The sequence below is a fragment of the Citrobacter sp. Cf132 genome, from assembly GCF_030333885.1.
Classification (GTDB): Bacteria; Pseudomonadota; Gammaproteobacteria; order Enterobacterales; family Enterobacteriaceae; genus Citrobacter; species Citrobacter freundii.
In genome coordinates this window covers 52,587-68,036 of sequence record NZ_JAOWFA010000049.1, presented here as the reverse complement: position 1 = coordinate 68,036, position 15,450 = coordinate 52,587, and the positions used below count along the sequence as shown (strand labels likewise).

Here is a 15,450-nt window from a genome sequence, read left to right as displayed (position 1 = left end):
CTCAAATATGTCAAACCATGAAAATTATGTACAACCATCAACTGATTAATTTTATGTACCCCGAAAAATTCAGCACAATTCGCTTAAGTTTTGCAGAAACTTCCCCCCTCTAACGAGGCATTTGCTGGGGTGAGGGTTGACATCAGTCTTCATATCCAGTACCACTAAAAGCATATCGCATTCGCCTGGAGCTTAATTGATGACTTACATTGCTCGTTTCAACGGTCTACTACTACTAAACGCATCTTCGTTGCGCGGTAGACTGGTGGACGACATTCAGCATTAAGTCAGCTCCAGTTAAGACAAAAAACCCGCGCCGTTGCGCGGGTTTTTTTATGCTCGAAGCAAGGCGCCCTAAGAAACCAAGGACCTAAACCATGAGCCAGCAAGTCATTATTTTCGATACCACCTTACGCGATGGTGAACAGGCGTTACAGGCAAGCCTGAGTGTGAAAGAAAAACTGCAGATTGCGCTGGCCCTTGAGCGTATGGGCGTTGACGTGATGGAAGTGGGTTTCCCCGTTTCTTCACCGGGCGACTTTGAGTCAGTTCAGACTATCGCTCGTCAGGTTAAAAACAGCCGCGTTTGTGCCTTAGCTCGCTGCGTAGAAAAAGATATCGACGTTGCCGCAGAATCTCTGAAAGTCGCTGAGGCTTTCCGTATTCATACGTTTATCGCCACCTCGCCGATGCACATCGCGACGAAATTACGCAGTACGCTGGATGAGGTCATTGAGCGCGCGGTCTACATGGTTAAGCGTGCGCGTAATTATACCGATGACGTGGAGTTCTCCTGCGAAGATGCAGGCCGTACCCCTATCGCCGATTTGGCTCGCGTGGTTGAAGCTGCCATTAACGCGGGAGCCAAAACCATTAACATCCCCGATACCGTCGGTTACACCATGCCTTTCGAATTTGGAGCAATCATTTCTGGCCTGTATGAACGCGTACCAAATATCGATAAAGCCATCATCTCTGTACACACCCATGATGATTTAGGTTTGGGCGTAGGCAACGCACTGGCAGCCGTTCACGCCGGAGCGCGTCAGGTGGAAGGCGCGATGAACGGTATCGGCGAACGTGCCGGTAACTGCTCACTGGAAGAAGTGATCATGGCGATCAAGGTGCGTAAAGATATCCTGAATGTACAGACCCGCATCAATCACCAGGAGATCTGGCGCACCAGTCAATTAGTCAGCCAAATCTGCAACATGCCTATTCCTGCTAACAAAGCCATTGTCGGTAGCGGCGCCTTTGCCCACTCTTCCGGCATCCATCAGGACGGTGTACTGAAAAATCGTGAAAACTACGAAATCATGACGCCTGAATCCATCGGCCTGAACCAGGTACAGCTGAACCTGACCTCCCGTTCCGGACGTGCCGCGGTGAAACACCGTATGGACGAGATGGGATATAAAGAAAATGAATACAACCTGGACAATCTGTACGACGCATTCCTGAAACTGGCGGACAAAAAAGGTCAGGTATTTGATTACGACCTGGAAGCGCTGGCCTTCATTAATAAACAGCAGGAAGAACCGGAGCATTTCCGTCTGGATTACTTCAGCGTGCAGTCCGGCTCAAACGACATCGCCACCGCCTCCGTCAAGCTGGGCTGTGGTGAAGAAGTCAAAGCCGAAGCGGCGAACGGTAACGGTCCGGTCGATGCCATTTATCAGGCAATCAACCGTGTAACTGAGTACAACGTCGAACTGGTGAAATACAGCCTGACCGCCAAAGGGCACGGTAAAGATGCGCTGGGTCAGGTGGATATCGTTGCCAACTATAATGGTCGTCGTTTCCACGGCGTCGGTCTGGCGACTGATATCGTCGAATCTTCCGCTAAAGCAATGGTTCATGTGCTGAACAACATCTGGCGCGCCGAAGAAGTCGAAAAAGAATTGCAACGCAAAGCTCAGAACAACGAGAACAACAAGGAAACCGTGTGATGTCGAAGAATTATCATATTGCTGTTTTGCCGGGTGACGGTATTGGCCCGGAAGTGATGGCGCAAGCCCTGAAGGTACTGGACGCAATCCGTAACCGCTTTAACATGCGCATTACCACCAGCCACTACGACGTGGGTGGTGCCGCTATCGATAACCACGGTCAGCCGCTGCCGCCTGCAACGGTTGAAGGCTGTGAACAAGCTGACGCCATTCTGTTTGGCTCCGTTGGCGGCCCGAAATGGGAAAACCTGCCGCCAAACCAGCAGCCAGAGCGTGGCGCACTGCTGCCATTGCGTAAGCACTTCAAATTATTCAGCAATCTGCGCCCGGCTAAACTCTATCAGGGTCTGGAAGCGTTTTGCCCTCTGCGCGCAGATATTGCCGCGAACGGTTTTGACATCCTGTGCGTACGCGAACTGACTGGCGGAATTTACTTCGGTCAACCAAAAGGCCGCGAAGGCAGCGGACAACATGAAAAAGCCTTTGATACCGAGGTTTATCACCGTTTCGAGATCGAGCGTATTGCGCGTATCGCGTTTGAATCCGCTCGCCAGCGTCGCCGTAAAGTCACGTCGATAGATAAAGCCAACGTGCTGCAAACATCGATTCTGTGGCGCGAAATCGTCAATGAAATTGCGAATGAATATCCGGACGTTGAACTGGCGCATATGTACATCGACAACGCGACGATGCAATTGATCAAAGATCCTTCCCAGTTCGACGTGTTGCTGTGCTCTAACCTGTTTGGCGACATTCTGTCTGACGAGTGCGCCATGATCACCGGTTCTATGGGCATGTTACCGTCCGCCAGCCTGAATGATCAGGGCTTCGGTTTGTACGAGCCTGCTGGCGGCTCCGCTCCGGACATCGCCGGGAAAAACATTGCCAACCCTATCGCCCAGATCCTGTCGCTGGCGCTGCTGCTGCGCTACAGCCTGGATGCCAATGATGCGGCAACCGCAATTGAGAGCGCCATCAACCGCGCATTAGAAGAAGGCATCCGCACCGGTGACTTAGCCCGTGGCGCTGCCGCAGTCGGTACCGATGAAATGGGCGACATCATTGCCCGTTACGTCGCAGAAGGGGTGTAATCATGGCCAAAACGTTATACGAAAAATTGTTTGATGCGCACGTCGTCTTTGAAGCGCAAAACGAAACCCCGCTGTTGTACATCGACAGACATCTGGTGCATGAAGTGACCTCTCCGCAAGCGTTTGATGGCCTGCGCGCGCATGGCCGTCAGGTACGCCAGCCGGGTAAAACCTTTGCCACCATGGATCACAACGTCTCTACCCAGACCAAAGACATCAACGCGTCGGGTGAGATGGCACGCATCCAGATGCAGGAGCTGATTAAGAACTGTAACGAATTTGGTGTCGAGCTGTATGACCTGAACCATCCGTATCAGGGTATCGTTCACGTGATGGGGCCAGAACAAGGCGTGACGTTGCCGGGTATGACCATCGTCTGCGGCGATTCCCACACCGCTACACACGGCGCGTTCGGCGCGCTGGCGTTTGGCATTGGCACCTCTGAAGTTGAACACGTTCTGGCGACGCAGACCCTGAAACAGGGGCGCGCCAAAACCATGAAGATTGAAGTCAACGGTAAAGCAGCCCCTGGCATTACCGCCAAAGATATTGTGCTGGCGATTATCGGTAAAACCGGTAGTGCAGGCGGTACCGGACACGTAGTTGAGTTTTGTGGCGAAGCCATCCGCGCGCTGAGCATGGAAGGCCGCATGACCCTGTGCAATATGGCCATTGAAATGGGTGCCAAAGCGGGCCTGGTCGCACCGGATGAAACCACCTTTAACTATGTGCAAGGGCGTTTACACGCACCGAAGGGCGAAGATTTTACCCACGCGGTTGAGTACTGGAAAACGCTGAAAACCGACGACAACGCCACCTTTGATACCGTCGTCACCCTGCAGGCAGAAGAGATCGCGCCACAGGTCACCTGGGGAACGAATCCGGGTCAGGTCATCTCGGTGAACGATAATATTCCCGACCCGGCGTCATTTGCCGATCCGGTAGAACGCGCATCGGCTGAGAAAGCGTTGGCTTACATGGGGCTGAAGCCAGGTATTCCGTTAACGGAAGTGGCTATCGATAAAGTGTTCATTGGTTCCTGCACCAACTCGCGTATTGAAGATTTACGCGCTGCGGCAGAAATCGCCAAAGGACGTAAAGTTGCGCCAGGCGTACAGGCACTGGTGGTGCCGGGCTCTGGTCCGGTGAAAGCGCAGGCGGAAGCAGAAGGTCTGGACAAGATCTTTATCGAAGCAGGATTCGAATGGCGTTTACCAGGCTGTTCCATGTGTCTGGCCATGAACAATGACCGCCTGAATCCGGGCGAGCGCTGCGCCTCCACCAGCAACCGTAATTTTGAAGGCCGTCAGGGCCGCGGTGGCCGCACGCATTTAGTCAGCCCGGCCATGGCCGCCGCTGCCGCCGTTACCGGTCATTTTGCCGACATTCGCAGCATCAAATAAGGAAACTACCATGGCAGAGAAATTTACCCAACATACCGGCCTGGTTGTCCCACTGGATGCCGCCAACGTTGATACCGACGCAATCATTCCCAAACAGTTTTTGCAGAAGGTTACGCGCACCGGTTTTGGCGCTCATCTGTTCAACGACTGGCGTTTTCTGGACGAAAAAGGGCAACAGCCAAATCCTGAGTTCGTTTTGAACTTCCCGGAATATAAAGGGGCATCAATTCTGCTGGCGCGCGAAAACTTCGGTTGCGGTTCGTCACGCGAACATGCGCCGTGGGCGTTGACCGATTACGGTTTTAAAGTGGTGATTGCCCCAAGCTTCGCCGACATCTTCTACGGCAACAGTTTCAATAACCAACTGCTGCCGGTGACTCTGAGCGACGCGCAAGTAGATGAAATGTTTACCCTGGTGAAAGCCAATCCGGGCATTAAATTTGAAGTGGATCTGGAAGCGCAGGTGGTGAAAGCAGGCGATAAGTCCTACAGCTTTAAAATCGACGACTTCCGCCGCCACTGCATGCTGAACGGTCTGGACAGCATCGGGCTGACGCTGCAGCATGAAGCGGCCATCACCGAATACGAAGACAAGCAGCCAGCGTTTATGCAGTAATCTCTCCCGCTGGTCACCGTACGGTGGCCAGCCTCTTCTTCCCGCCTACAGCGTATCGCCGTAATAGATTTGGTAACCGAGGTTAACGCTGCCCGGCGCATCTTTACCGTTCAAACGCTTAATCAGAATATCTGCCGCCGTTTTGCCAATCTCATAGCGTGGTGTAATCACGCTGGCGATTTTTTGCAGCCGCGCGCGGCCAATTTCCAGCCCGTGGAAACCGGCAATCGCCATTTTTCCCGGCACATCGTACTGCTGTGCCTGACACTCCAGCAGCACGCCAACCGCCAGGTCATCGTTGGTACAGAAAATAGCGTCAATATCCGGCTTTTCCGCCATCGCTTGCTGGAACATTTTGCGCCCCAGCGCCACCGACGAAATCGTTTTTGGCGCCAGGTGATACGCCTCCAGCCCCTGCGCAGCCAGCGCATTCTCGGTACCGCGGTAACGACTCAAATCGCGAGGGTCGTCCATCGAGCCAAAGAACGCAATGTGACGTTTTCCACTGTCGATAAAAGCCTGCGTCATTTCAAACGCGGCTTTTTCGTTATCAAACCCAACCTGAATATCAAGATACTGGCCGCTAATATCCATCAGTTCCGCCACAGGTACGCCGCTGGCGCGCACGTACTGGATCATCCGCTCGGTATGCAGCTTTCCCGTGAGGATCAGGCCGTCGATATTGTAAGAGAGCAGATTCAGCACCTCGCGTTCTTCACGCTCGGCGTCATATTCGTAGTTGGCGATCAACGTCTGGTACTGGCAAGCCGAGGTGACGGATTCAATTCCCGCCAGCACGTCGGCAAAAATCTGGTTACGAAAAGAAGGGATCAACACGCCGATGGTTTTACTGCGCGCATTGAGCAATATTTCCGGCGCGCGGTTAGGAATGTAGTTGTTCTCTTCCATCACTTTCGAAATCAATTCACGGCTGCGTTGCGACACCTGATTCGGGTCACGCAGATAACGGCTGACCGTCATCTTATTCAGACCGGCCAGATTAGCGATATCCTGTAATGTCATCCGATTGTTTTTCATGAGGTTCTCTACGACCAACATCCCATTATGCTCGCAAAGAACCTTATCACAGCCGGTTAGCGACTGCACTCCTCGCTCAACCTTAACGCGTTACCACCTCAGCCGACGACGACGTGGTTTCATTTTGCGCACGAACGCAGTACATCAGCACCACCGATGACAGCAGAGCAATCGCCATGAAGGTGTAGGAGACGCCCGGCCCGCCGGTCACGCCGTTGAGGTAACCCACCAGCCATGCGCCGAGGAATGCCCCTAACGCGCCAAAACTGTTGATCATTCCCATCGACACGCCGGAGACGTTGCGCGGCAGCAGTTCGGGGATCAGCGCGAAGAACGGTCCGTAAGGCGCATACATACAGGCAGCGGCAACGACCAGCAGCACGTAAGAGAGCCAGAAGGACTGGTTGCCCAACAGCCACGAGGCAAAGAACGCGATGGCGGCAATCAGCAGCAGCGGCCAGATAAACAGCTTACGGTTCTGGTATTTATCGGATAGCCAGGAAACCGTCAGCATCAGGCAGATCGCCGCCAGATACGGCACTGCCGCCAGCCAGCCCACCGCCACAATATCCATCTGCGCCGCGTTTTTCAGAATCGACGGCATCCACATCATGAAGCCATACACCCCGATGCTCCACAGCGCATGCACCGCGCAAAGCATAATGACGCTGCGTGAACGCATCGCTTCACCGTAGTTGCGCATCGGTTTGATGTCCCGCTGCTCGCGGTCCATCGCCTGCTGTAACGCCTGCTTCTCCTGCTCGCTCAACCAACCCGCATCCGCCGGTTTATCGCGCACCAGAATCACCCAGCAGAATGCCCAAATGACCGCAGGAATACCTTCAATGATAAACATTTCGCGCCAGCCCCAGGCTTCAATCAGGTAGCCAGAGACAATCGACATCCACAGCACTGTGACCGGGTTACCGAGAATTAAAAAGGTGTTGGCGCGCGAGCGTTCAGTTTTGGTAAACCAGTTGCTGATATAAATCAGCATCGCGGGCATCACCGCCGCTTCGACGATGCCGAGAATAAAGCGGATCGCCATCAGCGTTGGGATATTGCTGACAAAGCCGGTCGCCGCGGCACAAAGCCCCCAGAGGATCAGGCTGTAGAAAATCATTTTACGGACGCTATGTTTAACGGCATACATGGCGCCAGGCACCTGGAAAAAGAAATATCCCAGGAAAAAGAGCGCGCCAATCAGCGATGCAGTTCCCTGAGTAATCCCTAAATCGTGTTCGATACCAGCGGCAGCGGCAAAGCCGTAATTGGCGCGGTCGAGATAAGCTAAGCTGTAGGTAATAAAAATAATCGGCATTAAATACCACCAGCGACGCGCCGGCAGTTTTGCGAGCATATTCATACTCACTCCTTGGATTATCATTAAAGGATGAGGTCGCTTCCCGCGGCCTCGTTAGCGATCAAACCGCGGCCAGCATGCCGCCGTCTACAAACAGAAGATGCCCATTCACAAAGTCAGAGGCCGGTGCAGCAAGATAAACCGCCGCGCCGATCAACTCTTCCGGGTTACCCCAGCGAGCGGCGGGCGTGCGCTGGAACAGCCAGGCGGAGAATGCTTCATCGTTGACCAGCGCGGTAGTCATGTCGGTAGCGAAATAGCCGGGAGCAATGCCGTTGACCTGAATATTGTATTCCGCCAGTTCCACGCACATGCCACGGGTTAACATTTTGACCGCGCCTTTTGACGCCGCGTAGGGGGTAATGGTTTTACGTCCTAATTCGCTTTGCATTGAGCAGATATTAATAATCTTCCCGCGGCGGCGTTGCACCATGTAGCGGGAAACCTGTTGCGATACCAGAAAGACCGATTTCTGGTTTACATCAATCACTTTGTCCCATTCAGCCTCCGGGAATTCGGTGAAGGGATAACGACGCTGGATTCCGGCATTGTTAATTAAAATATCAATGGCCCCAACGTCCTTTTCAATTTGCGCGATGGCGCACGCCACCTCTTCCCCGTTGGTAACATCAAATCCATAGCCAACAGCGCGATAGCCTTCGGCCACCAGTTTGTCCGCCGCCACCTGAGCACGCAGTTGGGTAATGTCGTTAATAACAATCTCAGCACCGTGCGCCGCCAGACCGCTGGCCAGCAGGTTACCAATGCCCTGAGCGGAACCGGTAATCAGCGCGCGTTTACCTGTCAGGTCGAATAGGTTTTTCATAAAAAACTCCTTTTTTGATAACTGTTACGCGTAACTGTATACGCGTAACAGTAGAAAACAGAAGATCCAGGAAGAGGAAAATGATCGTTATGTGATCAACGTTACATTTACGTGCAAGATAAAAAAAGAGGGATAGGCCTGATAAGCGTAACGCGTTCAGGCCGTAGGGACAGGTTGCCTGATGGCGGCGTAAACGCCTTATCCGGCCTACAAAAACGACAAAAACTAATGCAAAATATCGCCAGTCCGGGCACTGCGACGCCAGGACTGCGCCGGACTAAACGTCCTTCACCCGCCCGGTCATCCACAGCGTAACCACCGCAATCACCGCAATCACCCAATAGACGGCATAGTGACCGTAGCTTTGCGCAACTGCCCCCTGAATCACCCCTGCCAGAATGACTCCCGTTGAAATACTGTTGGTAAATAATGTGGTCGCTGACCCCGCACGTCCGGGCATCAGATCCTGAAACCACAGCATGCCTATCCCGGCGATAATACCGATAAATACCGCGTTAAACAGTTGCAGCACCAGCAGCGCCGTACGGCTGTGAAAGAAGATCAAACCAATATAAAACAGCACGCCTGCCGCTACGGCCGCGATCATCATTCGCCGTTTACCAAAGCGCTTCACGTAATAGCCTGCCAGAATCATCGCCGGAATTTCCAGCCCAGCCGCCGTCCCCATCAGGATCCCGGCCAGCTTGTCCGGCAAGCCCAGTTCAAGACTTATCCACAGTGGCATATCAATGATGTACATGGTGTTGCAGGTCCACATCAGCGTGGAGGCAATAAACAACATACGCACATTTTTGTCCTGCCAACCGCCGGTCTGTTCCAGCGGCACGTCTACAGGCTGCTCCACCCGCGCGACAGACGGCAGTATCAGCGCAATCAGCACCAGGCTAATGGCAAAAATACCTGCGGCAATGGAAAACATCGCCGTAAAGCCGTAATTCAGCGCCAGCATGAATGCCAGTGGCGGTCCTATCACCCAGGCCAACGAAAGCTGCGCACGCATCACCGAGCTAAACATCACCACTTCACGCGCGGAGTTATCAGCATATTCTCGCGCCAGCGCAAACAGCTGCGGCATGGCGGTGTTCGCCAGCGAGGCCAGCAGCACACCGCAGGTGATCAGCGTGAGATAGTGGCGATTAAAGGCAAACAGCAGCGCATTGCCAATTGCCATCAGACAGCAGAACATGATCAACTTACGCCGATCGCCCTGGCTGTCGGATCGTTTCGCCAGGCAAAGGCTGACGACGATCCCGACAATCGCATTGACGGTGTAAAACAGCCCGACCCAAAATGGCTGCGCCCCGACTTCACGGCTCAGGAACAGACTCAGGGTGGGTGCCTGCAATGCCCCCGCCACGCCCATCATAAAAGCGACCAGCATAAATGCCGCGTAAACGCCGTTGAGGCGCCGTCCCATGGTCATAATCCAGAGCATATCTTTCCTTTTAAGCGCAGCTGAAACGAAAAAAGCCAGCAGATAATACCTGCTGGCGGGTGAACGAGGCTGTATCCTGCCATTATATCTGGCATCGACGCTGGGTAAAAAACGCATAATCCAGGCGGAGGGCGCTGGGTATAGAAATCTATTCCCAAGCCTGACAACGCAGAGTATGCGTTTTTTACACGCGTCCCGGAGGGCTGGGGCCATTTTTTCACATAGCTGTGTTGCTCACACCTTATTTGGTTCATCAAATTTCACTGTTCGCGCCTTGCCATGTGAAAAAATAGCCACCAGCGATGCTCAGATATAATGGCAGGATACAGCCTGCACCAATACTCAGTCACACATGATGTCTGCAATTTCCAATTCAGGAGTCAGATGTCATCTCCCACTGCATCAGCTCTTCGAGCATCTTTAAGCGCTGCGGTGCGCTCAGGCAAGCCAACCAGGACGATTTTTCCGTCGTGGTAAAGTACTTCAACCAGAACTGACGCATAGATGACCCCTTCGTTGTCTCATCGCTTCATCGGAATCTATTATTGGCTTAATATAGGGATTATAAAATTGCTGAGTTTTCCGCAGGAGTTCCCCTTTTATGTCTTCTGGTCGTTTGCAACAACAGTTCATCCGTCTGTGGCAATGCTGTGACGGCAAAACGCAAGACACGACGCTCAACGAGCTGGCGGATCTGCTGAGCTGCTCGCGCCGCCATATGCGTACGCTGCTTAATACCATGCAAGATCGCGGCTGGTTAACGTGGGAAGCTGAAGTTGGACGAGGTAAACGCTCGCGACTGACATTCCTCTATACCGGGCTGGCGCTCCAGCAGCAGCGCGCGGAAGACCTACTGGAACAGGATCGCATCGATCAACTGGTGCAACTGGTCGGTGATAAAACGGCCGTACGGCAAATGCTGGTCTCCCATCTGGGTCGCAGCTTTCGCCAGGGTCGGCATATCATGCGCGTTCTCTATTATCGCCCCATGCACAACCTGCTCCCCGGCACGGCATTACGCCGCTCCGAAACCCATATCGCCCGGCAAATCTTCAGCGCCTTAATTCGGGTAAATGAGGAAAATGGGGAACTGGAAGCGGACATTGCCCATCACTGGCAGCAAATTTCACCTTTACACTGGCGATTCTTCCTGCGTCCGGGGATCCATTTTCATCATGGCCGCGAGCTGGAAATGGCAGATGTTATCGCCTCACTGATGCGCATTAACAGCCTGCCGCTGTACTCACACATCACGCAGATCGTCTCTCCCACGGCCTGGACGCTGGATATCCATCTGGCCCAGCCAGACCGCTGGCTTCCCTGGCTATTGGGGCAGGTCCCCGCCATGATCCTGCCGCGGGAATGGGAAACGCTAAACAACTTCTCCAGTCACCCGATTGGTACCGGTCCGTATGCGGTAATACGAAACACCAATAACCAACTGAAAATTCATGCATTTGATGATTACTTTGGCTACCGGGCCCTGATCGACGAAGTTAACGTTTGGGTATTACCCGACATCGGAGAAGAGCCTGGCGGCGGGTTAACGCTAAAAGGTCCCACAGAGGATGAAAAGGCGATCGAAAGCCGCCTCGAAGAAGGTTGCTACTACCTGCTGTTTGATGCGCGTAGCCACCGTGGCACTAACCAGGAGGTCCGTGAATGGGTAAGCCGCATTCTCTCACCAACGAATTTAATCTGCCACGCCGACGAACAGTACCAGCGACTGTGGTTTCCCGCGTATGGTTTACTCCCCCGCTGGCATCACGCAAAACCCGGCCATGGTGAAAAACCCGCCGGGCTGGAAACGCTGACAATCACTTACTATCGCGATCACATCGAACACCGGATTATCGCGCAGATCATGAAGACATTGCTCGCGCAACATCAGGTGCAGTTGAATATTCAGGAGATCGACTACGATCAATGGCATGCAGGTGAAATCGTCAGCGATATCTGGCTCAACAGCGCCAACTTTACCCTACCGCTCGACTTCTCACTGTTCGCCCATTTGTGCGAAGTCCCGTTGCTGCAAAACTGTATCTCGCGGGACTGGGAAAACGATGCGGCTCGCTGGCGAACGGGCGAAATGAGCCTGGCAGCATGGTGCCAACAGCTGCTCGCCACAAAGGCCATTGTGCCATTAATCCACCACTGGCTGATCATTCAGGGACAGCGCAGTATGCGCGGGCTGCGCATGAATACCCTCGGCTGGTTTGATTTTAAATCGGCGTGGTTTGCTCCGCCGGATCCTTAATTGCTGCTAAGCAACAAAATCATTACACTAACGCCGTTCTCAACGGGGTGCTAAATAAAAACATACACAAAATCATTCGATCTGCGTATGGGCTGAGAGATACCCGTCGAACCTGATCCGGATAATGCCGGCGAAGGGATTTGAGGCTTATCTCAAGTCCTTTGCCACCCAACTCTTGAGGTGCAAAGTGTTTAAAAAATGTCTTCCGCTTTTACTGCTGTGTGCAGCGCCTGTCTTCGCCAAACCTGTACTGACCGTCTATACCTACGACTCGTTCGCAGCGGACTGGGGCCCGGGCCCAACAATCAAAAAAGCCTTTGAAGCTGACTGCAATTGCGAGCTGAAACTGGTCGCGCTGGAAGATGGCGTCTCGCTGCTTAACCGCCTGCGCATGGAAGGAAAAAACAGCAAAGCCGACGTCGTGCTGGGTCTGGATAACAACCTTCTGGAAGCCGCCACACAAACCAAACTGTTTGCCAAAAGTGGTGTAACCAACGACACCGTTAACGTACCCGGCGGCTGGAAAAACGATACCTTCGTGCCGTTTGACTACGGTTATTTCGCCTTCGTTTATGATAAGAACAAGCTGAAGAATCCGCCCAAAAGCCTGAAAGAACTGGTAGAGAGCGACCAAAAATGGCGCGTCATTTATCAGGATCCACGCACCAGCACGCCAGGTCTGGGTCTGCTGCTATGGATGCAGAAAGTCTATGGTGATAAAGCGCCAGAGGCGTGGCAGAAACTGGCAGCCAAAACCGTCACCGTCACCAAGGGCTGGAGCGAAGCCTACGGCCTGTTCCTGAAAGGTGAAAGCGATCTGGTGCTCAGCTACACCACCTCTCCGGCCTATCACATCATCGCCGAGAAAAAAGACAACTACGCCGCTGCTAATTTTAGTGAAGGCCACTATTTGCAGGTGGAAGTCGCCGCCCGCACCGCGGCCAGCAAGCAGCCGGAACTGGCCGAGAAATTCCTGAAGTTCATGGTGTCTCCGGCATTCCAGAATGCGATTCCGACCGGCAACTGGATGTATCCCGTGACGCAAGTCGCCCTGCCGTCAGGATTCGAGCAACTGAATAAACCGACCACCGCGCTGGAATTTACGCCGCAGCAGGTTGCGACTCAACGTCAGGCATGGATTAGCGAATGGCAACGCGCCGTCAGCCGTTAATCCCCTGCTGGCTGGTTCCAGGGCTTACCGCCGCCACGCTGATGGTGGCCGTTGCCCTGGCCGCGTTTCTGGCACTGTGGTTTAACGCCCCGCAGGGAGAGTGGTTCTCGCTGTGGCAAGATGACTACCTGTGGCACGTGGTGCGCTTTTCTTTCTGGCAGGCTTTTCTATCCGCTGTGCTGTCGGTTGTCCCGGCGATTTTCCTTGCCAGAGCGCTCTATCGTCGCCGTTTTCCAGGACGTCTGGCGCTGCTGCGTCTGTGCGCAATGACGTTAATCCTGCCGGTGCTGGTCGCGGTATTCGGTATTCTTAGCGTCTACGGTCGCCAGGGTTGGTTGGCCTCACTCTGGCATACATTCGGGCTGGAGTGGACGTTTTCGCCATACGGTTTACAGGGCATTCTGCTGGCGCATGTCTTTTTCAATCTGCCGATGGCCAGCCGCCTGCTGTTACAATCGCTGGAGAGTATTCCCGGCGAACAGCGGCAGTTAGCCGCTCAGTTGGGTATGCGTGGCTGGCATTTCTTCCGTTTTGTTGAATGGCCGTGGCTGCGTCGTCAGATCCTGCCCGTCGCAGCACTCATCTTTATGCTGTGCTTCGCCAGCTTCGCCACCGTTCTGTCGCTGGGCGGCGGGCCACAGGCTACGACCATCGAGCTGGCTATCTATCAGGCGCTGAATTTTGATTACGATCCTGCCCGCGCAGCCATGCTGGCGTTGATCCAGATGGTTTGTTGTTTGGCGCTGGTGCTCCTCAGTCAACGTCTGAGCCGCGCGATTGCTCCCGGTGCTACCCTGGTACAAGGCTGGCGCGATCCTGACGATCGCCTGCACAGCCGACTGACTGACGCAATCCTGATTATTCTGGCCCTGTTGCTGTTGCTGCCGCCTCTGCTGGCGGTGATTGTCGATGGCTTAAACCGCCATATTCTGGATGTACTGATGCAGCCAGTGCTATGGCAGGCGCTGGGAACCTCGCTGCGCATCGCATTAGCAGCAGGAGCGTTATGCGTCATACTCACCATGATGCTGTTATGGAGCAGCCGTGAACTTCGTGCACGACAGCAGGTGCTGGCAGGTCAGATGCTGGAACTGAGCGGCATGATGATCCTCGCCATGCCGGGTATCGTGCTGGCAACCGGCTTCTTTCTGCTGCTCAATAACACTATTGGGCTTCCCGAATCTGCCGACGGCATTGTCATTTTTACCAATGCGCTGATGGCGATCCCTTATGCTTTGAAGGTGCTGGAAAACCCAATGCGTGACGTCACTGCGCGCTATAGTATGTTGTGCCAGTCGTTGGGCATTGAGGGATGGTCGCGCCTGAAAGTGGTTGAACTGCGCGCCCTGAAGCGCCCGCTGGCACAGGCGATGGCGTTTGCCTGCGTGCTGTCGATTGGCGATTTTGGCGTAGTGGCGTTATTTGGTAATGAGGATTTCCGCACCCTGCCGTTTTATTTATATCAGCAGATTGGCTCTTATCGCAGTCAGGATGGCGCAGTTACGGCGTTATTACTGCTGATCCTGTGCTTTACGCTGTTTACCGTTATTGAGAAATTGCCGGGTCGAAATGTTAAAACTGATTGATATCACATGGCTTTATCACCATCTGCCCATGCGCTTTACGCTGTCGGTCGCGCACGGTGAGCAGATAGCGATACTCGGGCCCAGCGGCGCCGGGAAAAGTACGCTGCTGAATCTGATTGCCGGCTTTCTCACGCCTGCCAGCGGTAACATGGTGATTGACGGTGAAGATCACACCACGACACCACCCTCGCGCCGTCCTGTTTCTATGCTGTTTCAGGAAAACAACCTGTTCAGCCATCTGAGCGTACAGCAAAACATCGGCCTGGGCCTGAATCCTGGATTGAAGCTTAACGCATCGCAGCGGGAGAAAATACTCCACATCGCCCAGCAAATGGGGATCGACTCTCTGCTGGAACGCCTCCCCGGTGAGCTTTCCGGCGGGCAGCGGCAGCGCGTGGCGCTGGCGCGTTGTCTGGTGCGGGAACAACCTATTTTACTGCTTGATGAACCGTTCTCTGCACTTGATCCCGCGCTGCGCCAGGAGATGCTAACGCTGGTGGCCGAAGTCTGTCGCGAGAAGCAACTGACGTTACTGATGGTTTCCCACAGCGTAGAAGATGCGGCGCGAATTGCGCCCCGCTCGATTGTGGTCGCCGACGGGCGCATCGCCTGGCAGGGCGATACGGACGATCTGTTAAGCGGTAACGCTAGCGCCTCGGCGCTATTGGGCATTAAAGCATAATGCGTTGCCGGA

Annotated in this window: 14 protein-coding genes and 1 riboswitch; of the genes, 9 read left to right on the top strand and 5 right to left on the bottom strand. The window is 53.9% G+C overall.

Going from position 1 to position 15,450, the window contains the following annotated elements:
• The first annotated feature begins 199 nt into the window (after positions 1 to 199).
• From leuL to leuD, 5 genes are all read left to right on the top strand, one after another.
• The gene (leuL, locus tag OGV85_RS07910) at positions 200 to 286 is read left to right on the top strand and encodes a leu operon leader peptide (RefSeq protein WP_048998978.1); all 87 of its coding nucleotides are present in this window, start codon (positions 200 to 202) and stop codon (positions 284 to 286) included.
• A gap of 91 nt (positions 287 to 377) precedes the next feature.
• Positions 378 to 1,949, top strand: coding sequence for a 2-isopropylmalate synthase (gene leuA / locus OGV85_RS07905; protein WP_061548362.1), 1,572 nt, complete (start codon positions 378 to 380; stop codon positions 1,947 to 1,949).
• Complete coding sequence (gene leuB / locus OGV85_RS07900; protein ID WP_003845728.1) at positions 1,949 to 3,040, top strand: 3-isopropylmalate dehydrogenase; 1,092 nt, start codon at positions 1,949 to 1,951, stop codon at positions 3,038 to 3,040. The genes leuA and leuB overlap by 1 nt, the downstream gene beginning before the upstream one ends.
• A gap of 2 nt (positions 3,041 to 3,042) precedes the next feature.
• Positions 3,043 to 4,443 carry a 3-isopropylmalate dehydratase large subunit gene (leuC, locus tag OGV85_RS07895; protein ID WP_003845726.1) on the top strand — a complete coding sequence of 467 codons (1,401 nt, stop codon included), beginning with the start codon at positions 3,043 to 3,045 and terminating at the stop codon, positions 4,441 to 4,443.
• Positions 4,444 to 4,453: 10 nt separating this feature from the next.
• Entirely contained in the window at positions 4,454 to 5,059 is a 606-nt protein-coding gene (leuD, locus tag OGV85_RS07890; protein ID WP_003837416.1) for a 3-isopropylmalate dehydratase small subunit, read from the top strand.
• 45 nt (positions 5,060 to 5,104) lie between these two features.
• Here leuD and idnR read toward each other — a convergent pair whose 3' ends face one another.
• The 5 genes from idnR to sgrT all read right to left on the bottom strand — a co-directional run bounded on the left by idnR (position 5,105) and on the right by sgrT (position 10,244).
• Positions 5,105 to 6,097, bottom strand: coding sequence for a DNA-binding transcriptional regulator IdnR (gene idnR, locus OGV85_RS07885; protein WP_061548363.1), 993 nt, complete (start codon positions 6,095 to 6,097; stop codon positions 5,105 to 5,107).
• Positions 6,098 to 6,179: 82 nt separating this feature from the next.
• A complete protein-coding gene (locus tag OGV85_RS07880; RefSeq protein ID WP_061548364.1) occupies positions 6,180 to 7,463 on the bottom strand; it encodes an MFS transporter in 1,284 nt (427 codons plus the stop codon).
• A 58-nt stretch (positions 7,464 to 7,521) separates the two neighbouring features.
• Positions 7,522 to 8,286 (bottom strand): gluconate 5-dehydrogenase, encoded by a 765-nt coding sequence (gene idnO / locus OGV85_RS07875; protein ID WP_003018813.1) that lies wholly within the window; start codon positions 8,284 to 8,286, stop codon positions 7,522 to 7,524.
• A gap of 277 nt (positions 8,287 to 8,563) precedes the next feature.
• Positions 8,564 to 9,742, bottom strand: coding sequence for a sugar efflux transporter (locus OGV85_RS07870; RefSeq protein ID WP_057063555.1), 1,179 nt, complete (start codon positions 9,740 to 9,742; stop codon positions 8,564 to 8,566).
• Between the two features lie 373 nt (positions 9,743 to 10,115).
• Positions 10,116 to 10,244, bottom strand: coding sequence for a glucose uptake inhibitor SgrT (gene sgrT, locus OGV85_RS07865; RefSeq protein ID WP_003018817.1), 129 nt, complete (start codon positions 10,242 to 10,244; stop codon positions 10,116 to 10,118).
• 99 nt (positions 10,245 to 10,343) lie between these two features.
• Between sgrT and sgrR the strand changes: the two genes are divergently transcribed.
• From sgrR to thiQ, 4 genes are all read left to right on the top strand, one after another.
• Positions 10,344 to 11,999 (top strand): HTH-type transcriptional regulator SgrR, encoded by a 1,656-nt coding sequence (sgrR, locus tag OGV85_RS07860; RefSeq protein ID WP_003837406.1) that lies wholly within the window; start codon positions 10,344 to 10,346, stop codon positions 11,997 to 11,999.
• 33 nt (positions 12,000 to 12,032) lie between these two features.
• A riboswitch (TPP riboswitch) is annotated at positions 12,033 to 12,156 on the top strand.
• Positions 12,157 to 12,186: 30 nt separating this feature from the next.
• Entirely contained in the window at positions 12,187 to 13,170 is a 984-nt protein-coding gene (gene thiB / locus OGV85_RS07855) for a thiamine ABC transporter substrate binding subunit (RefSeq protein ID WP_003018823.1), read from the top strand.
• The gene (gene thiP / locus OGV85_RS07850) at positions 13,146 to 14,756 is read left to right on the top strand and encodes a thiamine/thiamine pyrophosphate ABC transporter permease ThiP (RefSeq protein ID WP_061548366.1); all 1,611 of its coding nucleotides are present in this window, start codon (positions 13,146 to 13,148) and stop codon (positions 14,754 to 14,756) included. The genes thiB and thiP overlap by 25 nt, the downstream gene beginning before the upstream one ends.
• A complete protein-coding gene (gene thiQ / locus OGV85_RS07845) occupies positions 14,740 to 15,438 on the top strand; it encodes a thiamine ABC transporter ATP-binding protein ThiQ (protein WP_003018829.1) in 699 nt (232 codons plus the stop codon). Before thiP ends, thiQ begins: the two co-directional genes overlap by 17 nt.
• The last annotated feature ends 12 nt before the right edge of the window (positions 15,439 to 15,450 follow it).